19 protein-coding genes and 1 pseudogene are annotated in these 20,668 nt (G+C 73.2%); 12 read left to right on the top strand and 8 right to left on the bottom strand.

Annotated elements, in window-relative coordinates; all coding sequences use genetic code 11:
* The first annotated feature begins 421 nt into the window (after positions 1-421).
* Positions 422-1,015 carry a hypothetical protein gene (locus CLT72_RS01475; RefSeq protein WP_101409186.1) on the top strand — a complete coding sequence of 198 codons (594 nt, stop codon included), beginning with the start codon at positions 422-424 and terminating at the stop codon, positions 1,013-1,015.
* Between the two features lie 299 nt (positions 1,016-1,314).
* Positions 1,315-1,578, top strand: coding sequence for a DsbA family oxidoreductase (locus CLT72_RS01470; protein WP_101409185.1), 264 nt, complete (start codon positions 1,315-1,317; stop codon positions 1,576-1,578).
* A gap of 27 nt (positions 1,579-1,605) precedes the next feature.
* Here the strand turns inward: CLT72_RS01470 and CLT72_RS01465 are convergent, their stop codons facing one another.
* Both CLT72_RS01465 and CLT72_RS01460 read right to left on the bottom strand, forming a co-directional pair.
* Complete coding sequence (locus tag CLT72_RS01465; RefSeq protein WP_396801705.1) at positions 1,606-2,235, bottom strand: transcriptional regulator; 630 nt, start codon at positions 2,233-2,235, stop codon at positions 1,606-1,608.
* A 96-nt stretch (positions 2,236-2,331) separates the two neighbouring features.
* Positions 2,332-2,526, bottom strand: a pseudogene (locus CLT72_RS01460) (ABC transporter permease subunit); the annotation flags it as partial.
* Between the two features lie 61 nt (positions 2,527-2,587).
* On the opposite strand from CLT72_RS01460, the gene CLT72_RS01455 reads away from it, so the two are divergent.
* Positions 2,588-3,448, top strand: coding sequence for an SPFH domain-containing protein (locus tag CLT72_RS01455; RefSeq protein ID WP_101409184.1), 861 nt, complete (start codon positions 2,588-2,590; stop codon positions 3,446-3,448).
* 42 nt (positions 3,449-3,490) lie between these two features.
* Here CLT72_RS01455 and CLT72_RS01450 read toward each other — a convergent pair whose 3' ends face one another.
* Positions 3,491-4,528, bottom strand: coding sequence for an aminotransferase class V-fold PLP-dependent enzyme (locus CLT72_RS01450; protein ID WP_101409183.1), 1,038 nt, complete (start codon positions 4,526-4,528; stop codon positions 3,491-3,493).
* 221 nt (positions 4,529-4,749) lie between these two features.
* Positions 4,750-8,280 (bottom strand): DNA polymerase III subunit alpha, encoded by a 3,531-nt coding sequence (gene dnaE / locus CLT72_RS01440; protein WP_101409182.1) that lies wholly within the window; start codon positions 8,278-8,280, stop codon positions 4,750-4,752.
* 267 nt (positions 8,281-8,547) lie between these two features.
* Here dnaE and CLT72_RS01435 point away from each other — a divergent pair, with 267 nt between their 5' ends.
* Positions 8,548-9,111, top strand: coding sequence for an RNA polymerase sigma factor (locus tag CLT72_RS01435; protein ID WP_101414869.1), 564 nt, complete (start codon positions 8,548-8,550; stop codon positions 9,109-9,111).
* Positions 9,108-9,680, top strand: a complete 573-nt coding sequence (locus tag CLT72_RS01430; RefSeq protein WP_101409181.1) for a hypothetical protein — start codon at positions 9,108-9,110, stop codon at positions 9,678-9,680. The genes CLT72_RS01435 and CLT72_RS01430 overlap by 4 nt, the downstream gene beginning before the upstream one ends.
* Positions 9,681-9,689: 9 nt before the next feature.
* On the opposite strand, the gene CLT72_RS01425 is transcribed toward CLT72_RS01430, so the two are convergent.
* Positions 9,690-11,258, bottom strand: coding sequence for a protein kinase domain-containing protein (locus CLT72_RS01425; RefSeq protein WP_101409180.1), 1,569 nt, complete (start codon positions 11,256-11,258; stop codon positions 9,690-9,692).
* A 196-nt stretch (positions 11,259-11,454) separates the two neighbouring features.
* Between CLT72_RS01425 and CLT72_RS01420 the strand changes: the two genes are divergently transcribed.
* From CLT72_RS01420 to CLT72_RS01390, 7 genes are all read left to right on the top strand, one after another.
* Positions 11,455-12,057 (top strand): hypothetical protein, encoded by a 603-nt coding sequence (locus tag CLT72_RS01420; RefSeq protein ID WP_101409179.1) that lies wholly within the window; start codon positions 11,455-11,457, stop codon positions 12,055-12,057.
* A 130-nt stretch (positions 12,058-12,187) separates the two neighbouring features.
* Positions 12,188-12,529 (top strand): PadR family transcriptional regulator, encoded by a 342-nt coding sequence (locus tag CLT72_RS01415; RefSeq protein ID WP_089001033.1) that lies wholly within the window; start codon positions 12,188-12,190, stop codon positions 12,527-12,529.
* Positions 12,526-13,476 (top strand): HAAS signaling domain-containing protein, encoded by a 951-nt coding sequence (locus CLT72_RS01410; RefSeq protein ID WP_101409178.1) that lies wholly within the window; start codon positions 12,526-12,528, stop codon positions 13,474-13,476. Before CLT72_RS01415 ends, CLT72_RS01410 begins: the two co-directional genes overlap by 4 nt.
* A gap of 206 nt (positions 13,477-13,682) precedes the next feature.
* Positions 13,683-14,969 carry a sensor histidine kinase gene (locus CLT72_RS01405; RefSeq protein ID WP_101414868.1) on the top strand — a complete coding sequence of 429 codons (1,287 nt, stop codon included), beginning with the start codon at positions 13,683-13,685 and terminating at the stop codon, positions 14,967-14,969.
* On the top strand, positions 14,966-15,685 hold the full coding sequence (locus CLT72_RS01400) for a response regulator (protein ID WP_101409177.1): 720 nt from the start codon (positions 14,966-14,968) through the stop codon (positions 15,683-15,685). Before CLT72_RS01405 ends, CLT72_RS01400 begins: the two co-directional genes overlap by 4 nt.
* Positions 15,686-15,766: 81 nt before the next feature.
* Positions 15,767-16,660 carry an ATP-binding cassette domain-containing protein gene (locus CLT72_RS01395; protein WP_101414867.1) on the top strand — a complete coding sequence of 298 codons (894 nt, stop codon included), beginning with the start codon at positions 15,767-15,769 and terminating at the stop codon, positions 16,658-16,660.
* Entirely contained in the window at positions 16,657-17,718 is a 1,062-nt protein-coding gene (locus CLT72_RS01390) for an ABC transporter permease (protein ID WP_101409176.1), read from the top strand. The genes CLT72_RS01395 and CLT72_RS01390 overlap by 4 nt, the downstream gene beginning before the upstream one ends.
* 151 nt (positions 17,719-17,869) lie before the next feature.
* Here CLT72_RS01390 and CLT72_RS01385 read toward each other — a convergent pair whose 3' ends face one another.
* From CLT72_RS01385 to pdxS, 3 genes are all read right to left on the bottom strand, one after another.
* The gene (locus CLT72_RS01385) at positions 17,870-18,619 is read right to left on the bottom strand and encodes a YebC/PmpR family DNA-binding transcriptional regulator (protein ID WP_101409175.1); all 750 of its coding nucleotides are present in this window, start codon (positions 18,617-18,619) and stop codon (positions 17,870-17,872) included.
* Between the two features lie 307 nt (positions 18,620-18,926).
* A complete protein-coding gene (gene pdxT, locus CLT72_RS01380; protein ID WP_089001038.1) occupies positions 18,927-19,535 on the bottom strand; it encodes a pyridoxal 5'-phosphate synthase glutaminase subunit PdxT in 609 nt (202 codons plus the stop codon).
* 100 nt (positions 19,536-19,635) lie between these two features.
* Positions 19,636-20,553: a pyridoxal 5'-phosphate synthase lyase subunit PdxS gene (gene pdxS, locus CLT72_RS01375; protein ID WP_101409174.1), complete on the bottom strand. Its 918-nt coding sequence runs from the start codon at positions 20,551-20,553 to the stop codon at positions 19,636-19,638.
* Positions 20,554-20,668: the final 115 nt, after the last annotated feature.

The following is a 20,668-nucleotide window of genomic DNA, read 5'->3' as shown; positions in this document are numbered from 1 at the left end:
TGGGGGCGGAATCGTGGCGGGGGTGGGGTCGTTACACCCTGCGTACGACCGAGCAGGGCCACACGCCAGGCCACGTCGCCCGCCCCGGCGGGCAAGTCCCAAGGTGATGTCGCCCCGGGTTGGGATGGCGGGCCCCGGGGTCCCGGAATGGTGGCGGGCCGGTGGTCGTTACACATGGTCCGGCCGACGTGAGGGCACCCCCCGGCCCCACGAAAACAGCCGGCCTCTTCCGACCGCACAGGTTTCGGGCATCCGGCCGACACGGCCGACCTGATCTTTCCTCCAGTCGGACGCCGGAGGTCCCTCCGGTTCGACTGGGCATCCCCCTTGATCTTCTTGGGCGCCGGACGGTGCTTGTACCCGCGTGAAAGCCGATCCCCCTTCGGCGTGTGGGTGCCGACCCCCGAATGGAGCATCTGCGATGAACACGATCATCCGTAACAGCGTTCTCGGTATCGCCGGTCTGGCGTTCGCCGGTGGTGTGGCCGCCGGCCCGATGACCGACACCGCGCACAGCCCGAGCGTGGACGCCACGGCTGTCGCCGTCGCCGCCGTGCAGGCCGACAAGCCCGACATGGCCAAGCTGGTCCCGCACGGTGTGCAGGGCGCCCAGTCGCACATCGACCTGTCCGACGAGCAGGTGGGCAACGTGAAGGCGATCATCGCGGCGACGAAGAAGGCCGGCATGGACGAGCGTGCCGCCGTCGTCTCCATCGCGACCGCCCTGCAGGAGTCGAAGCTGGAGAACCTGGGGCATCTGGGTGACCGCAACGACCACGACTCGCAGGGCCTGTTCCAGCAGCGTCCGTCCAGTGGTTGGGGCACGGTGGAGCAGATCACCGACCCCGAGTACTCGACCACCGCGTTCCTGAAGGGCCTCAAGCAGGTCGACGGGTGGCAGGACATGCCCCTGACGAAGGCCGCGCAGACGGTGCAGGTGTCGGCGTACCCGGACCACTACGCCCAGTGGGAGCAGCAGGCCGCCGACCTGGTCGCCGAGCACTGGAACAGCTGACCCGCAACCACGGACACAGACTTTCCACCACAAGGGGGATCGCTGGCCGGCACCCGAACCCGGGGTGCCGGCCAGCGGCACGTTCATCGACCTTTCCGCGAAGGGCTTGACCTCAAGTTCGGATGAGGATCGAGGATCTCAGTCGGATCCACGGTCTCCGACAAGTCCGAGACGGGAGTACGCATGAGCCCTGACACCAGCTTCTACTCGATCATCGACTACACGGTCGACGGACCCGAGGGTTCCCGTGGCCGCGGGAACCGGACCCGACTCGCCCGGGCCGGCAAGGACCGCAGGTCGTGCCGCACGAGGGCAGGACCCAGGCCGGACAGCGGCCGAGGCCATGGCGGACTGGTGGGCTGGACGTCGCCGACGTCCGTACCCTGCTGGCCGGTGACGCCTACGCGGACCGTGTGCGGGCCGACGAGCGCCGCGCCGTGGAGTGCGGCGTTACCGGCGTCCCCTCGCTGGTGATCGACGGTCGGCCCCCGGTCTCCGGAGTCCAAGCTGCCGATGGACTCCGCCGCCTGCTCAGCCGCCGCCCGGCCGTACCCGTGGAATAGGACCGGGGCAGCGACGGCGCGCAGCGGTCAGGGCAGGAGCGGCGCGGCGCAGGCCGCGACGGCGGCAGGCAGCGTCCACAGTCGGGTCGCCGGGTCGCCGAGCGGCTCGATCCAGCCCGGGCCGGCGCCGTACACCTGGATCGCCGGGAAGTCGCGGGCGAAGCGCACCAGGCGGTACGCGCGCCCGGTGACCGGCGTCTGGGCCCAGACCACGACGATGCGCGGCCGGACGCGGCGGGCGGCGCTGGCGAGCGCCGTCCACGGCAGGGCCGGTCCGAGCAGCAGGCTGCCCCGCGTGCGCTCGCGCAGCGCGGCGGCGAGGGCGTGCAGGCCGAGGCAGTGCGTCTCCTGCTCGGCTCCGGCCAGCAGCACGCCGCCGGTGGGCAAGGGGCGGCCCGGTACGCGCCGGAACACGTCCAGGCCGACGCGGACGCCCTCGGCGAGGGCGTGCTCGACGGCGACCTCGATGGCGGTGTGCCCGGGCAACGCGGCCAGCATCGGCACGCAGACCTGCTCCCACAGCGCCGCCGCGCCCCACTCGTCGGCCGCCTCGACGACGAGCGCGGCGACCCGGTTGGCGTCGAGGTCCTCGGCGGCCAGGGAGAGATGCTTGCGCGCGGTCTCGACGGCCTCGACCGGCATGGGATCTGTCAGCACCAGACGTACCCCCGGGTAGACGTTCACTACCAGGGGGTTCGTCGGGAGGGTCGCGAATGGATGCGCCAGGGTGCGACTAACGGCGGCGGGACGCCCAGACACGATCGGGAAGTCGGACAGGTACGCCTCGCCCCACGCCTGCACGAGCCGATGCCGAAGCCGGCGGCGACGGACCCGAAGATCGAGCCCAGCCCGCCGATCACCACCACCGCGAAGACCACGATGATCAGGTCGGCGCCAACAGCGGGTTCACGGCCGCATCGGCGCGGCCAGCACCCCGGCACCACCTGCGCCTCACCTTGACCGGTGCCCCTAGGGTGATGGGCCCCCTCCCGCGAAAGGTGCCGAGCGAATGCCCTTCGGCTTCACTGTTGCGATCATCTTCGCCGTCGGCCTGGCGATCTCCGGCCTGCTGGCGCTCGCCGCTTCGAACAGGTCGACCAAGCGGACCGCCACCCTGGCGGCGCTCGGCTGCCTCGTCGGCGCGGTCGTGTTCGTCGTCGGCTCCAGCGCCCACTCCGTGCCGATCCGCTCGGTCGGCATCGTCACCAGCTTCAACAAGCCGACGGGCAAGGTCACCGGCTCCGGCCTGAAGTGGGTCGCCCCCTGGCACAAGGTCGGCGAGTGGGACGCGGGCCGGCAGAAGTACGACCACATCGGCGGCGAGGACTGCGTGCGGGTCCGCACCGGCACGCTCGCCGACGCCTGCGTCGAGGTGCTCGTCGAGTGGCAGGTCAAGCCGGAGAACGCGCCGAAGCAGTTCATGGACTACAAGGGCGACTTCGACAGCTTCCGGGGCCAGCGGGTGGGCGTGCAGCTCGACAGCGCCGTCAACGACGCCTTCGCCACCTACAACCCGCTGGAGAAGATCGACTCGGACACCGGCAGCCTGAACGTGGACCTGAAGCCCTTCGCCGAGAGCATCAAGACCAGCGCCGAGTCGCGGCTCTCCAGCGACGTCGACATCCTGTCGGTGACGATCACCCGGGTCAACCACGACGACAAGACCGAGGGCAACATCAAGGCCTTCCAGGACAAGCTCGCCCAGACCCGCAACCTGGAGCAGGACCGGAAGAACGCCGCCATCCAGAAGCAGATCACCGAGACCAACGCGAAGGTCGACAAGGTGTCGCGGTGCCTGGAGATCGCCGAGCGCAACGGCAGCAACCCCGGCCTCTGCATCAACCCGGGGATCGTCACCGGCGCCAAGTGACGGTCGGCCGGCGTCGACCCTGCCCTTGGCCGCGCCCCGGCCTCAGCCGGTGAGCGCGTCCAGGGCTAGGTCGACGTCGGCCTCCGTGGAGTAGACGTGGAAGGACGCCCGCACCCGGCCGGCACGGACCGCCGCCCGGACGCCGGCCCGCTCCAGCCGCTCCGCCGCGCCCGGCACCTCCACAGCGACGATCGCGCTCTCCCCCGGCGGGCGGCCCAGCCCGGCGAGGAACCGGTTGGCCAGGGCCACGTCGTGGGCGTGCACGGCCGGCACGCCGATCTCGGCGAGCAGTTCCAGTGCGGGGGCCGTGCCGACCCAGCTGAACCAGGCCGGCGAGATGTCGAACCGGCGGGCATCGGCGGCCAGGCGCAGCGGCGGGCCGTAGTAGGAGGCGTGCGGGTCGTCCCCCGCGTACCAGCCGGCGGCGTCGGGGCGCAGCCGCTCCCGCAGCGCGGGCGCCAGGTAGGCGAACGCGGAGCCGCGCGGGGACATCAGCCACTTGTAGGCCCCGACCGCCACCACGTCGGCCAGGCCCGCGTCGAACGGCAGCCAGCCGCACGCCTGGGTGGCGTCGACCGCGACGAGGGCGCCGTGCGCCCGGGCCGCCGCGACGATCTCGGCGTACGCGGCGACCGCGCCGTCGGCCGACTGCACCAGGCTGAACGCGACCAGGTGGGTGTCGGCGTCGATCGCGTCGACGAGCCCGGCCAGTGGCACGGTACGCACCCGCACGCCCCGCTCGGCCTGCACCAGCCACGGGAAGAGGTTGGAGGTGAACTCGACCTCCGGCACCACGACGGTCGCGCCGGCGGGCAGGGCGGCGGCGACCGGGGCCAGCAACTGCGAGACCGTGCTGCCGACCGTGACGTCGACGGCCGGCACCCCGACCAGCCCGGCGAAGGCGGCCCGCGCCCGCTCGGTGGCCGAGCCCCAGCCCTCCCACGACGTACGCCCGGCCCGCCAGTCGACCATCGCCTCCTGCACCGCGTCCCACGCCGGTTCGGGCGGGAGCCCGTAGCTGGCGGTGTTCAGCCAACCCGGCTGCGGCTGCCACAACTTCTGCGCCTGTGCGATCTCCACGCCGTCGACGCTAGCCACCCGCGCGACGGACCGGGACGGCCAATCCGGCGCTCGCGGCCCCTGGTGCTGCCTTCCCGCCTCCCGCCCGTGCAGCCGATCCAGGCCACCTCCGAGGTCGACCAGCTCGGACCGGCGGCCCCGGAGCGGGCCGCAGCACCGCAGGACGGCCGGGCGGGCGCAGGTACGCGCCCGTCCCGGTCGCGTCCTCGGCCCCGCCGGCGTCAGCTGACGTTGGCGGGGCCGAGGACGCTCTTGAGGTCGCCCATCAGCGCGGTGGTGGCCGCCACCCGGAACGGCCCCAGCCGCAGGGTGGTGGTCCGCCCGCCGTTGAGCAGCTTGACGTGCACCTCGGTGTCGCCCGGGTGCAGCACCAGGGTCTCCTTGAGCCGCTCCACCAGCGGCGGGGTGCACCGGTGCACCGGGATGGTTAGGGTGATCGGCTTGCTCCCCGGGGTGCTGCTGACGTCCGGCATGGACATGTCCATCGCCATGATGCGGGGCGTGTCGTCGCGCCGGTCGACCCGCCCCTTGACCACCACGATGGCGTCCTCGGCGATGTACTGCCCGATCACCTCGTAGGTGTTGGGGAAGAAGAGGGTCTCCACGCCGCCGGCGAGGTCCTCCAGGGTGGCCGAGGCCCAGGCCCGGCCCTGCTTGGTGACCCGCCGCTGCACCCCGGAGAGGATGCCGGCGAGGGTGACCACGGCCCCGTCCGGGACGGTGCCCTCCTCCGACAGGGCGGCGATGGTGCAGTCCGCCGCCGCGCCGAGGACGTGCTCCAGGCCGAACAGCGGGTGGTCGGAGACGTAGAGGCCGAGCATCTCGCGCTCGAAGGCGAGCTTGTCGCGCTTGTCCCACTCCCCGTCGCCGATCACGGGCATCACCGTGGTGCTGTTGGTCTCCGCGTCGCCGAAGCCGGCGCCGAAGAGGTCGTACTGGCCGACGGCCTCCTTGCGCTTGACGTCGGCGTACGCGTCGATCGCCTCGGCGTGCACCGTGAGCAGCGCCTTGCGGGCGTGCCCGAGCGAGTCGAACGCCCCGGCCTTGATCAGCGATTCGATGGTCTTCTTGTTGCAGACCACCGCGTCGACCTTGGAGAGGAAGTCGTAGAAGTCGGCGTACTCGCCCTTCTCGTCGCGGCAGCGCATGATCGCGGCGACGACGTTGGCGCCGACGTTGCGCACCGCGCCGAGGCCGAAACGGATCTCCTTGCCGACCGGCGTGAACGGCCCGGCGGAGGTGTTCACGTCCGGGGGCAGCACCTGGATGCGCATCCGGCGGCACTCCGAGAGGTAGAGCGCCATCTTGTCCTTGTCGTCGCCGACGGAGGTGAGCAGCGCCGCCATGTACTCGGCCGGATAGTGGGCCTTCAGGTACGCCGTCCAGTACGACACCAGCCCGTACGCCGCCGAGTGCGCCTTGTTGAAGGCGTAGCCGGCGAACGGGACCAGCACGTCCCAGACCTTCTGGATCGCCTCGTCGGAGTAGCCCCGCTCGCGGCAGCCGTCCCGGAACGGGATGAACTCCTTGTCGAGGATCTCCTTCTTCTTCTTGCCCATCGCGCGGCGCAGCAGGTCGGCCTGGCCGAGCGTGTAGCCGGCGAGGATCTGCGCGGCGCGCTGCACCTGCTCCTGGTAGACGATCAGGCCGTAGGTGGGCGCGAGGATCTCCCGCAGCGGCTCCTCCAGCTCCGGGTGGATCGGCGTGATCTCCTGGAGGTTGTTCTTGCGCAGCGCGTAGTTGGTGTGCGAGTCCACGCCCATCGGACCGGGGCGGTAGAGCGCGAGGACGGCGGAGATGTCCTCGAAGTTGTCGGGCTTCATCATCCGCAGCAGCGAGCGCATCGGCCCGCCGTCGAGCTGGAAGACGCCCAGGGTGTCGCCCCGGGCCAGCAGCTCGTACGCGGGCTTGTCGTCCAGCGGCAACGCCAGCAGGTCCAGCTCCTTGCCGTGGTTGAGCTGGATGTTCTTCACCGCGTCGTCGATGATCGTCAGGTTGCGCAGGCCGAGGAAGTCCATCTTCAACAGCCCGAGCGACTCGCACGTCGGGTAGTCGAACTGGGTGATGATGACCCCGTCGGAGTCCCGGCGCATCAGCGGGATGTGGTCGACGATCGGCTCGGCGGACATGATGACGCCGGCGGCGTGCACGCCGGTCTGCCGGATCAGCCCCTCGATGCCCCGGGCGGTGTCGATGACCTTCTTGACGTCCGCCTCGGCCTCGTACATGCCCCGGATCTCGCCGGCCTCGGCGTAGCGGGGGTGCTTGGGGTCGAAGATGCCCTCCAGCGGGATGTCCTTGCCCATCACCGCCGGGGGCATCGCCTTGGTGATCCGGTCGCCGACCGCGTACGGGTAGCCGAGCACCCGGGCCGAGTCCTTGATCGCGGCCTTCGCCTTGATGGTGCCGAAGGTGGCGATCTGGGCGACCTTGTCCTCGCCCCACTTGTCGGTGACGTACTTGATGACCTCGCCGCGCCGGCGCTCGTCGAAGTCGATGTCGACATCCGGCATCGAGACGCGCTCGGGGTTGAGGAAGCGCTCGAAGATCAGGCCGTGCGGGATCGGGTCGAGGTCGGTGATGCCCAGCGCGTACGCCACGAGCGAGCCGGCGGCCGAACCACGGCCGGGCCCCACGGCGATGCCCTGGCTCTTCGCCCACTGGATGAAGTCGGCGACCACGAGGAAGTACGACGGGAAGCCCATCTGGGTGATGACGCCCAGCTCGTACTCGGCCTGCCGGACGTGCCCCTCGGGGATGCCGCCGGGGTAGCGGCGGGCCAGGCCGGCGAAGGTCTCCTTGCGGAACCAGGAGTCCTCGGTCTCCCCCTCGGGGACGGGGAAGCGGGGCATCAGGTTGTGGAACTCGAACATCCCGGCCGGGTCGACCTTCTCGGCCACCAGCAGGGTGTTGCGGCAGCCCTCAAGCCACAGGTCGGAGTTGTCGACGGCGCGCATCTCGTCGGCGGACTTGATGTAGTAGCCGCTGCCGTCGAACCGGAACCGGTTGGGGTCGGCGACGTTCGCCGCCGTCTGCACGCAGAGCAGCACGTCGTGCGCCTCGGCCTGGGCCTCGTGCGTGTAGTGCGAGTCGTTGGTGACCACGGGCGGGATGTCCAGCTTGCGGGAGATGTCGTGCAGCTCCTGCCGGACCCGTCGCTCGATGCTGATGCCGTGGTCCATGATCTCCAGGAAGTAGTTCTCCTTGCCGAAGATCTCCTGGTATCTCGCCGCGGCCTTGAGCGCCTCGTCGTACTGGCCCAGGCGCAGCCGGGTCTGCACCTCGCCGGAGGGACAGCCCGTCGTGGCCATCAACCCCTCGGCGTTGTCGGCCAGCAGCTCCGCGTCCATGCGCGGCCACTTGACGAAGAACCCCTCGGTGTACGACCGGCTGGTGAGCTTGAAGAGGTTGTGCAGGCCGGTCTTGTTCTTCGCCCAGATCGTCATGTGCGTGTAGCCGCCGCTGCCGGAGACGTCGTCGCTCTTCTGCTCCGGGCGGCCCCAGCGCACCCGCTGCTTGTGGAAGCGCGACTCGGGCGCCACGTACGCCTCGATGCCGAGGATCGGGGTGACGCCGGCGGCCATCGCCTGCTTGTAGAAGTCGTTCGCGCCGTGCATGTTGCCGTGGTCGGTCATCGCCACCGCCGGCATGCCCTGCCGCTTGACCTCGGCGAAGAGGTCCTTCAACCGGGCCGCCCCGTCGAGCATCGAGTACTCAGTGTGCACGTGCAGATGCGCGAACGAATCGCCCATGCGTGGCGCCCCCCGGGTCGGATCATGGGTTGGTCGAGCTCGGACGGCCTACCCTATCGCCGCCGCCGAACGCGGTTCCAGACGCCGCGCTGACCGCCGCCGGCCGGGGTGGCGCGGGTCTCTCCGACCGCCCCGGGGGCGGGCCGCCGGCGGCCGACCGGGCTGCCCGGCGGCCTCCGACAGTCGGTTCCCGGACTCGTGACGCCGGGTGCGGTGGCGCCGGCCGTAGCCTGGGCGGACGGTATCCGGCGAGCATTGGACGACCTGATGCCCCTCCCGGACGGTGTCGAGGAGCTGGCCGCCTCGGCGTCGCGCGGCGACCCCGCCGCGCTCGACGCCCTGCTGGTCGCGGTGCGCCCCGAGGTGCTGCGCCTCTGCGCCCGCCTGCTGCCGCACCGGGAGGACGCCGAGGAGGCGTGCCAGGACACGCTGCTCGCGCTGGCCCGGGGCATCGGCCGGTTCGAGGGCCGCTCGTCGTTGCACACCTGGCTGTACCGGCTGGCGGCCAACCGGTCCCGCTCCACGTACCGGGTGCTGCGCCGGCGCTGGCTGGTGGAGGCGGGCGGCGTGCCGCTGCCGGAGCCGGTGGACCCGCGCCGCACGAGCGTGGTCGCCGGCACCCGGCTGGACCTGCTCGACGCGCTCGACGCGCTCCGTGGCGACCTGGCCGAGGCGGTGGCCCTGCGCGACGTCCTCGGGCTGGGCTACCGGGAGATCGCCGGCCTGCTCGGCGTGCCCGAGGGCACCGTCAAGTCACGCATCCACGAGGCCCGTCGGCAGCTGCGTCACCGGCTCTCCGGCGGGCCCGCCGCCGAGCGGGGGCGGCGGTGACCGCGCGGCGGCGCGGCGGAGTCGCGGTCGTCGCCGTGGTCGTGGCCGTAGCGGCGGCGGGGTGCGGCGGTGGGGACGCGCCCGTCTCGCCCCTGCCCGTGCAGGCGCCGGCCGCGCCGACAGCGCCGGCCGCCCACTCCCCCGGCCCGCCGTCGGCCACCGCGTCGTCGGCGTCGCCGCCGCGACCGGGCGCCCCGGGCACGTCGGCCGTCGTCCCCCCGGCCCGCCGGCCCCCGCCGGCCGCGCGCCCCACGACCGCCGTCGGGCGTACGCCGAGCGCGACGGCGTCGCCGAGCGGACCGCCCGGCACCTGCTTCGGGGCGGTACGCCACGACGTGGTGCTGGCCGAGACCGAGCTGGCGCTGCTCACCTCGCTCTGCTTCGCCACCGGCGGGGTGCTGCGGCTCATCGGCATCGGCCCGGGCGAGGTGGGCGTGGACCGGGAGGACCTGGTCTCCCACAGCTACGAGGCCGGGGTGGTCGACATCCGGTTCGTGCGCCCCGGCACCGTGGCCGTGCTGATCCCGCAGGGCGGCACGACGCACACGGTCACCGTGGTGGTGCGGTGACGGGCGGGCTCACCGCACCCGCACCCCGGCCAGCAGGGTGTCGACGAAGTCGGCCCGACCGTTGGCCGGGGGCGTGACCTGCACGTAGATCAGGCCGGCGCGGCCGGGGGCGAGCCCGGCGGCCTCCACGATCTCGGGTCGACCCTCGTCGCAGGTGAACCGGGCCACCACCCACTCCACGCCCGCCTGGCGGGTACGCCGTACCGGCCAGGCGGCGCACGCCGCGTGCGGACGCTCGGCGACGAATCCGGCCGGGGTGCTGCGTGCCGCGCTGTCGGCCGACAGCCCGACGAAGGCGCCCGGCACGCTCGGGTCGGCCGCCCACCGGTGCGGGTCGGGCGACATCACCAGCGCCGGTTCGAGCCGGCCGTCGGCACCGTACCGGCCGGCCCAGCCGGTGCCGGCCGCCCGCCAGCCGGGCGGCAGCGCGACGGTCAACGGTCCGCTGGTCGCACTCTCGGCGTCACGCCCACCGGTCGTGTCGTCCCCGCCCGTGGCCCCGGCTGCGACGAGCGCCAGCACGCCCAGCGCCAGTACGCCGAGGCGGCTGCGGGCGACCGGCCGTCCCCGCGCGCGCACCCGCCGGGGCGGGGAGCCGACCGGCGCGGGGGCGGCTCGCGGGTTCCCCGGTGACGCGCCGGCGACGGCCCGGCCGGGCGACGGTTCGCCCGACCCGGCTGCCGACGCCACGAGGACGGAACGGTCGGGCGCGGTGACGGCGTGCCGCAGGGCGAGGCGGAAGGCGGCGGCGTCCGGGTACCGGTCGGCGGGTCGGAGCGCGGTGGCCCGGCGCAGCACGTCGACCACCTCCGGCGGGACGCCCCTCCCCCGCTCCCCGTCGCCGCCGTCACCGACGCGCCGACGCGGCCCGGTCGCCGCCCCGCCGGCGCGCCCGTCAGGGCCGTCCGCCGGGCCGACGGTCGGGGTGGCGTCCCGGGCGACGGTGGTGCCGGCGGCCGGGGCGAGGAGTCGCAGGCCGAGGCGGCCCAGGCCGTACACGTCGGCGCGGGTGTCCACGACGGCGAACGGGTCGTCCTGCTCGGGTGCCATGTAGCCGGGGGTGCCGGCCCGGGCGGTGAGGCCGGAGGCGGCGGCGAGGGCCTTGGCCAGCCCGAGGTCGGCGATGAGCACCCGCTCGCCGTCCGGCCCGGAGCGGAACAGGACGTTGCCGGGCGTCAGGTCGCGGTGCACCACGCCGTGGCGGTGCAGGACGGCCACCCCGGCGGCGATCTCGGCGAGCAGGTCCAGGGCGACGGGCGGGGGCATCGGGCCGGTCGCCAGCCGCTCGTGCAGGCTGCCGCCGTCGGCCCAGGCCATCACCGAGTACGGCCGGCCGTCGGGCAGCTCGCCGGCGGCGTGGACGCGGATCAGCCGCTCGTCGTCGAGCCGGCGCAGCAGGCGGGCCTCGTCGAGGAACCGCTCCCGCACCCGCAGGTCGTGGTGCCAGTTCTCGGCCAGCACCTTGATCGCCACCAGGGAGTCGAGCACCGGGTCGTGGGCCAGCCAGACCGTCGCGAACGACCCCGCGCCCAGCAGCCGCTCGATCCGGTAGGGCCCGATCCGCTCCGGACTGGTCACCGCACCACCCCCGACACCGGCACCGCCGGCCGCCGTTCCGCCTCGACAGTAGACGGCGCGTCGGTGCGGCGGCAGCCCCCGGCGGCGCGGCCGGCGCGCGTCCGGGGGCGTGTCGGTCGGGAACCCGACGAACCGACCGGGTCGGCGGGGAGACCAAGAGGACAAGGACACCCGCACCGTCGAGGAGGAGATCCCCGTGCACCGTCTCTCGTACACCGTCGTCACCGCCCTGCTGGCCACGGCCGGGCTCGTGCCGATCACCCTGGCGGCCCCGGCCGCCGCCGCGCCCCTGCCGCCGGTCGTCGCCGGGCACCTCACGGACCGTCCCGGCAGTGACGCCGCCGCCGAGCGCGACGAGGTCCGGATCATCAGTGTCCGGGGCGCCGGGCCGTTCCGGATCGGGGCCGACCTGGCCCGCCTGTCGGCGGCCGGCCTCGTCGACTGGGTCGCGCCGGGCTGCGGCGGCACGGTCCACACCGGCGTGACCGGGGCCTGGGCGGGCAAGATCCTGCTGACCTTCCACGACGGGCGGCTGGTCGAGGTGGGCACCGCCACCGCGCCGCCGCGTACGCCCGCCGGGGCGGGGGTGGGCATGTCCTTCGCCGCCCTGGAGGAGATCTACGGCCCCCGCGGCTCGATGATCCGCAACGACGCGGGCGACGCGTCGGCGTACCTGGTGCGGGTCGGTTCCCGGGTGGAACTGTTCACCGGGCACCCGATCCGGCCCGGGGTCGGCTACCTCCAGGTCGGGCCGGCCCACGTCGTCGAGCGCGGTTTCCGGGAGGGCCGGCCCTGCTGAGCGGCCGACACCACGGCGGCGGATCCCGTAGGGGTCCGCCGCCGCCCGTTTCGCCCGAACACACTGATGGTGGAGCACACGATGTTGTGCCGGTGGACGATAGTGTATGCCACACAGTATCGTGTGACGCATGGTGAGCGATGAGATCCTGCGAACGCACCTCCAGGAGTTGCGTCGGGGAACCGTGGTCGTGGCGAGCCTCGTCGCGCTGCGCCGCCCCGACTACGGTTACGCGTTGCTGCAACGCCTCTCCGACCACGGCTTCCCCGTCGACGCCAACACGCTCTACCCGCTGCTGCGGCGCCTGGAGGAACAGGGGCTGCTGACCAGCGAGTGGAACACCGAGGAGAGCCGGCCGCGCAAGTTCTACCGGACCAGCGAGGAGGGCGAGTCGGTGTTGGGCCGACTCCTGACCGACCTCGCCACAGTGCAGACCTCCCTGACCGGGCTGATCGAAGGAGCCGACCGATGACCACCCTGACCGACCGATACCTCGCCGCGACCCTGCGCTCGGTGCCGGTCGCGCGCCGCGCGGAGATCGCCACCGAGCTGCGCGCCTCGATCGACGACATGGTCGAGGGCCGTGCGGCCGGCGGGCAGGACGCCGCCACCGCCGAGCGGGAGGTGCTCACGGAGCTGGGCGACCCGGACAAGCTCGCCGCCCGCTACGCCGACCGCCGGTTGCAGCTCATCGGCCCGGCCTACTACCTGGCCTGGTCGCGACTGATGAAGCTGCTGCTCAGCTTCATCCCGGCCCTGGCCGGTGTCCTGGTCGGGCTGCTGCAGACCGCCGACGGCGGCGACGTGGGCGACGCTATCGGCGGGGGCATCTCCGCCGCCTTCCAGGTGGCCGTCCAGCTCGCCTTCTGGGTGACCGCGGTCTTCGCGGTGCTGGAACGCACCAAGACGCCCCTGCACCTGCCCGAGTGGAGCGTCGACCAGCTCCCGGAGGACACGACCGAACGGCAGATCACCCTGAGCGACATCGCCGCCTCGGTCACCTTCCTGGCGCTGATCATCGCCTACCTGCCGCTACAGCACTTCCGTTCGTTCGTGCCCACCGACGACGGCGAGAACCTGCCCGTCCTCGATCCGGCGCTGTGGAGCTTCTGGCTGCCGTTCCTGATCGCGGTGCTGGTGGCCACGATCGGCCTGGAGTTCGCCAAGTACCGCGCGGGGCGCTGGACCTGGCCGCTGGTCGCGGTCAACGCGCTGCTCGGCCTGGCGTTCGCGGCGCCGGTGGTCTGGCTGATGTCGACCGACCGGCTGCTCAACCCCGACTTCGTGGCCCGCTTCGAGTGGCTCGGTGAGGGCGACAACCTGAACCTGGTGGCGACGGCCGTGATCGCCGGCACCGTGCTCGTGACGCTCTGGGACATCCTCGACAGCGCCGTCAAGACGTGGCGCAACCGCACCTGATCCCGTCCGCACCATCACCACGGCCCGGCAGGCCCCACGGCTGCCGGGCCGTGGCGTGTGCCGGCCTCTGGTGCCCGTGGGCACCGGGCGTACGACCTACCCGCCGGGACGCGGCGCGCCGGTGCGGACGCCGCCGCCCGGTGGGGCGAGCCGTCCCGGTCGGGTGCCGGGCCGGCGGCGACCGGCGGGATGAGATCCTGACCTGGATGAACAGCGAAGCCGACGAGGACTGGCAGCGGCCGGGGCCCACCCCCGAGCAGCGCCGGCTGGACGTCTACACCGGGCTGGCCGCCACCGTCCTGGCGCTGTTCAGCCTGACCCTTGCCCGCAGCGCCGGGGCGTTCCTGCTCGGGCCGCCGCCCTCGGGGCCGGAGCAGATCTTCTGGACCGTCGCGGTGACCCTGCCGCTGATCTGGCGACGCCGGTTCCCCGCCGCCGTCACGCTGGTGGTCTCGGTCGCGTTCATCGCCGCGCAGGCCCGCTCCGCCCCGGAGACGCAGATCGCCTCGTGGGCGCTGTTCGCCGCCCTCTACACGTTGGGCGCGTGGGGCCGGGACCGGCGGCTGTCCCGGCGACTGCGGATCGGCGTCATCGCCACCATGTTCCTGTGGCTCGGGATCTACTACGCGACCACCTACACCACCATCCCCGCCGACGCGTTCGCCCGCGCGGTCGGGCCCGTGCCCCCGCTGCTCGCGGCGATGGTGAACGGGGTGCTGGTCAACGGCCTCTACTTCGGGTTCGCGTACTTCTTCGGGGAGACCGCGTGGCTGGCCGCCCGGCGCCAGCACGAGGTGCAGGCGCGGGCCGAGGAACTGCGCCGCTCGCAGGCCGAGGTCCGCGAGCACGCCGTGGTGGGCGAGCGGGTGCGCATCGCCCGCGAACTGCACGACGTGGTCGCCCACCACGTGTCCGTGATGGGCGTGCAGGCGTCCGCCGCCCGCCGCGTGTTCGACAAGGACCCGGTGAAGGCCCGCGCCGCGCTGAGCGCCATCGAGGAGACGGCCCGCACGGCCGTCGACGAGCTGCGCCGGATGCTCGGCCTGCTCCGCGCCCGCGACGGCGGCCCGGAGCGCGAGAACCAGCCGGGACCGGCCGGCATCGACCAGGTCGAGGCACTGGTCGAGCGCGCCCGCGAGGCCGGGCTGCGGGCCACCCTCGGGGTGTACGGGGATCCGGGGCCACTGCCGGAGTCGGTCTCGCAGGCCGCGTACCGGGTGGTCCAGGAGGCCGTGACGAACGCGCTCAAGCACGCCGCCGGGGCGACCGCGCTCGACGTGCGGATCCGCTACCTGGCCCAGGAGGTGGAGGTCGACGTGACCGATGACGGACGGGCCACCGGCCCGGCGAACGCCGACGGGCTCGGCCTGGTCGGGATGCGCGAGCGGGTCGCCACCCACGGCGGCGCGCTGGAGACCGGCCCGCGCGCGGGCGGCGGCTGGCGGGTGCGGGCCAGGTTCCCGCTGCCGCTGCCGGTGGGGCGGCCCGCGTGAGCGCCGACCACGAGGCGCCCGGGACCGACCGGCCGATCCGGGTGCTGCTCGCCGACGACCAGCACCTCGTGCGTACCGGCTTCCGGGTCATCCTCGAGGTGGAGGACGACATCGAGGTCGTCGGGGAGGCCGCCGACGGGGAGCGGGCCGCCGGCATGGCGCGGGCGCTGCGCCCGGACGTGGTGCTGATGGACGTGGAGATGCCCGGGGTCGACGGGCTGGAGGCCACCCGGCGGATCACCGCCGAGGACGACGGGCCGGGCGGACCGGCCGTGCTGATCCTCACCACCTTCGACCGGGACGACTACCTGTTCGCCGCGCTGCGCGCCGGGGCCAGCGGCTTCCTGCTCAAGAACGGCACCCCGGAGGACCTGATCGAGGCGATCCGGGTGCTGGCCCGGGGCGACGGCCTGCTCGCCCCGGAACTCACCCGGCGGGTGATCGCCACCTTCGCCCGACCCGGCGGATCCGTCACGTCGGGCGGCCCGCGTACCGCTCCCGAAGCGGCGCTGCGCGACCTGACCCCCCGCGAGCGGGAGGTCCTGGTCCTGGTCGCCGGCGGCGCCAGCAACGGCGAGATCGCCGCCGCGCTGCACCTGGGCGAGGCGACGGTGAAGACGCACGTCAGCCGGGTGCTCGCCAAGCTGGGTCTGCGCGACCGGGTGCAGGCGGTGGTCTTCGCGTACGAGCACGGGGTGGTGCGCCCCGGCGGCTGACCGGTCTCCGCCACGAGGGGGACGGCACGCTCGATCTCGGGACGGACGGCGCGCCGCGCCCGACGACCTAGCGTGGACGCCGTGACCAATGTGCTCCGCCTCGACGGCGTCGACCGCAGCTTCAGCGACCGGCGGGTGCTCCAGAACGTGTCCTTCGACGTGGCCGCCGGCCGGATGACCGGCTTCGTGGGCGGCAACGGCGCCGGCAAGACCACCACCATGCGGATCATCCTCGGGGTGCTCGCAGCGGACGCCGGTGAGGTGACCTGGCGGGGTGCGCCGCTGACCCGCGAGGCCCGCCGCCGCTTCGGCTACATGCCGGAGGAGCGCGGCCTCTACCCGAAGATGAGCGTCCGGGACCAGATCGCCTACCTGGGCCGGCTGCACGGCATGACCGCCGCCGCGGCGGGCCGCAGCACCGACGCGCTGCTGGAGCGGGTCGGCCTCGCCGAGCGCGGCGCCGATCTGCTGGAGACGCTGTCGCTGGGCAACCAGCAGCGCGCGCAGATCGCCGCCGCCCTGGTGCACGACCCCGAGGTGCTGGTGCTCGACGAGCCGTTCTCCGGCCTCGACCCGCTGGCCGTGGACACGGTCGTCGCCGTCCTGCGCGAACGGGCGGCCACCGGGGTGCCGGTGCTCTTCTCCAGCCACCAGCTCGACGTCGTCGAGCGGCTCTGCGACGACCTGGTGATCATCGCCGACGGCGTGATCCGGGCCGCCGGCAGCCGGGAGCAGCTGCGCGCGACGTACACCTCGCCCCGCTACGAGCTGGTGGTGCAGACCGACGCCGGCTGGCTGCGCGACGAGCCCGGGGTGACCCTCGTCGACCTCGACGGCGCGCGCGCCGTGTTCGACCTCGCGCCCGGCGCGGACGAGCAGCCGGTGCTGCACGCGGCGCTGGCCCGGGGCCCGGTGCGCGCGTTCCGCCCGGTCAGCCCGTCCCTCACCGAGATCTTCCGAGAGGTCGCACAGTGAACACCACGCAGGCCACCCGGCTGGTCGCCGGCCGGGAGATCCGGGTCAAGCTGCGCGACCGCACCTTCCTGTTCAGCACCCTGTTCTTCCTGCTGATCGCCGCCGCCGCGACCATCCTGCCGCCCCTGCTCTCCGGCGGCCCGTCGAGCGTGGCGGTGACCGAGGCGGCGGCCGGCCCGCTGCGCGAGGCGGGGCTCGAGGTGCGTACCGTCCCCGACGACCGCGCCGCCGAGCAGGCCGTACGGGCCGGCGACGCCGACGCCGCCGTGGTCTCCGGGCCGGCGGTGCTGGCCATGGACGAGGCCCCCGACGACGTGGTGGCGGCGCTGAGCACCCAGCCCGCGGTCCGGCTGCTGGACCCCGACGCGGTGGACCCGGTGGTGGCCTTCCTGGTGCCGTTCGCCTTCGCGTTCATCTTCTTCATCACCTCGCAGACCTTCGGCGTGCAGATCGCGCAGAGCATCGTGGAGGAGAAGCAGACCCGGATCGTGGAGATCCTGGTGGCCGCGGTGCCGGTACGGGCGCTGCTGGCCGGCAAGATGATCGCCGGAACCGTCCTGGCGCTCGGGCAGATCGCCCTGGTCGCCCTGGTGGCCGTGATCGGGGTGCAGTTCGGCGACAGCGGCGGGCTGCTCTCGCTGCTGGCCCCGGCGATCGGCTGGTTCCTGCCGTTCTTCCTGCTCGGCTTCGTGCTGGTCGCCGCGATGTGGGCGGCGGCCGGGGCGCTGGTCAACCGCCAGGAGGACATCGCCGGCGTGTCGACGCCGGTGCAGCTGGCGGTCATGCTGCCGTTCTTCGCGGTGGTCTTCCTGAACGACAACGCGACGGCCATGCGGGTGCTGTCCTACCTGCCGTTCTCCGCGCCGACGGCCATGCCGCTGCGGCTGTTCACCGGCGACGCGGCCGGCTGGGAGCCGCTGGTGTCCCTGGCGCTGCTGCTGGTCGCCGCCGCCGCGTTCGTGGCCGCCGGCGCCCGGGTCTACGAGGGCTCGCTGCTGCGCACCAACGGCCGCACCTCGGTGCGGGCGGCGTGGCGCTCGCGCGAGACGCCGGGCTGAGCGACGTCGCGCCCGGCACGCCCCGGCGTGCCGGGCGCCGTCGCGTCCCTGAGGGCGTGGCGGCCGAACCACACCTCACCGCGCAGGATCCCGCGCCGGACGACGACGTCGCCCGGCGCCGGAGCGGCCACCGCCGCCGGTGGCGTCGGGGTCAGCCGACGGCCTCCATCACCTCGTCGCTGACGTCGAAGTTCGCGTAGACGTTCTGCACGTCGTCGCAGTCCTCCAGGACGTCGATCAGCTTGAAGATCTTGCGGGCGCCCTCCTCGTCGAGGGGGACGTTGACGCTCGGGATCAGCGACGACTCGGCCGACTCGTACTCGATGCCGGCGTCCTGGAGCGCGGTGCGGACCGCGATCAGGTCGGTCGGCTCGGAGACCACCTCGAACGCCTCGCCCAGGTCGTTGACCTCCTCGGCGCCGGCGTCGAGGACCGCCATCATCACGTCGTCCTCGGTCGTGCCGGCCTTGGGGACGAGCACGACCCCCTTGCGGGAGAACATGTACGACACGGAGCCCGCGTCGGCGAGCGAGCCGCCGTTGCGGGTCAGCGCGGTGCGTACCTCGGTGGCCGCGCGGTTGCGGTTGTCGGTGAGGCACTCGATGAGCATCGCCACGCCGTTCGGGCCGTAGCCCTCGTACATGATGGTCTGCCAGTCGGCGCCGCCGGCCTCCAGGCCCGAGCCGCGCTTGACGGCGCGGTCGATGTTGTCGTTGGGGACCGAGTTCTTCTTCGCCTTCTGGATGGCGTCGTAGAGCGTCGGGTTGCCGGCCGGGTCACCGCCGCCGGTGCGCGCGGCGACCTCGACGTTCTTGATCAGCTTGGCGAACATCTTGCCGCGCTTGGCGTCGATGACCGCCTTCTTGTGCTTGGTCGTCGCCCACTTTGAGTGGCCGGACATCTGCTACCTCCGTTGCTACCCGCCGTCTGCATCGACCGACCGCGCACGCCCCGCTCCCGCCGGCGCACGCGGTGGTGCCGGTCAGCCCTGCGGGAAAGCCGTGACGGGCAGCTGGCCCCGCCGAATCTCGGCAATCCTACCGACGACCGGCGGGTGGCTGTCACGCGCGGCACGGCGGCGGCCCGCCCAGAACCGTCCGGACACCGACGACGGGGGCGGCCGGGCCCCCGGCCCGGGGGCCGGGTGAACGGCGCGGGCGGGGCCCCTCCCGAGGGAGGAGACCCCGCCCGACGTGCCACGGGAGCGCTCAGCGGGCGGCGCGGACCAGTTCGACGAAGTACGCGTGCACCCGCGCGTCGCCGGTCAGCTCCGGGTGGAACGAGGTGGCCAGCAGGTTGCCCTGCCGTACCGCCACGATCCGGCCGGCGGCCGGGCCCTCGGTCACCGTGCCGAGCACCTGCACGCCGTCGCCGACCCGCTCGACCCACGGCGCCCGGATGAACACGGCGTGGAACGGCCCGCCCTCGACGCCGGTGATCCCCACGGGCGCCTCGAACGAGTCGACCTGCCGGCCGAACGCGTTGCGCCGCACGGTCATCTCGATGCCGGCGAACCCGCGCTGGTCGGGGCGGCCGTCGAGGACCTCGGTGGCCAGCATGATCATGCCGGCGCAGGAGCCGTAGACCGGCATGCCGTCGGCGACGCGCTTGTCGATCGGCTCGCGCAGCTCGAAGATGTCGGCGAGCTTGCTGATCGTGGTGGACTCGCCGCCGGGGATGACCAGCCCGTCCACCTCGTCCAGCTCCCGCGCGCGGCGCACCGGTCGGGCGTCCGCGCCGGCCGCCGCGAGCGCGGCGACGTGCTCGCGCACGTCGCCCTGGAGGGCGAGTACGCCGATGACGGGTGCGTCGCTCATGTCACCGTTCCTTCCGTCGTCGACCTGCGCGTAGCTCCGCGGCGGCACGCCGCGGGCGGTGGCCCCTCCGCCGCCCGGGGCGCGCGGACGGGGCCGTTGCTCACCAGCCGCGCTCGGCCAGCCGGTGCGGCTGCGGGATGTCGTCGACGTTGATGCCGACCATCGCCTCGCCGAGGCCCCGGGAGACCTTCGCCAGGACGTCGGGGTCGTCGTGGAAGGTGGTGGCCTTCACGATCGCGGCGGCGCGCTGCGCGGGGTTGCCCGACTTGAAGATGCCGGAGCCGACGAAGACACCCTCGGCGCCGAGCTGCATCATCATCGCGGCGTCGGCCGGGGTGGCGATCCCACCGGCGGTGAACAGCACCACCGGCAGCTTGCCGGCCTCGGCGATCTCCTTGACCAGCTCGTACGGGGCCTGCAGCTCCTTGGCCGCCACGTACAGCTCGTCCTCCGGCAGCGACTGCAGCCGGCGGATCTCCTGGCGGATCTTGCGCATGTGGGTGGTGGCGTTGGAGACGTCACCGGTGCCGGCCTCGCCCTTGGAGCGGATCATGGCCGCGCCCTCGGTGATCCGGCGCAGGGCCTCGCCGAGGTTGGTCGCCCCGCAGACGAAGGGGACGGTGAACGCCCACTTGTCGATGTGGTTGGCGTAGTCGGCCGGGGTCAGCACCTCGGACTCGTCGACGTAGTCCACGCCGAGCGACTGGAGGATCTGGGCCTCGACGAAGTGGCCGATGCGGGCCTTGGCCATGACCGGGATGGAGACGGCGTCGATGATGCCGTCGATCATGTCGGGGTCGCTCATCCGGGACACCCCGCCCTGGGCGCGGATGTCGGCGGGCACCCGCTCGAGCGCCATCACCGCGACGGCACCGGCGTCCTCGGCGATCTTGGCCTGCTCGGCGTTGACCACGTCCATGATCACGCCGCCCTTGAGCATCTCGGCCATGCCGCGCTTGACGCGGGCGGTGCCGGTGACGGGGCTGGCGCTAGCGTTCTGGGCAGTGGTTTCGGGCACGGGTCATCGCTCCTCGAACATGCTCGGGGGGTGGCTGCGGAAATGCTACGACGGTCCCAACAACGATCCGACAGCCAATCAGACCCACGGTGGCCTGCACTGTGGCAACCGTCAC

This window comes from Micromonospora sp. CNZ309, assembly GCF_002846525.1.
The sequence above is the reverse complement of the archived record's forward strand: the minus strand, read 5'-3'. Positions and strand labels throughout refer to the sequence as shown.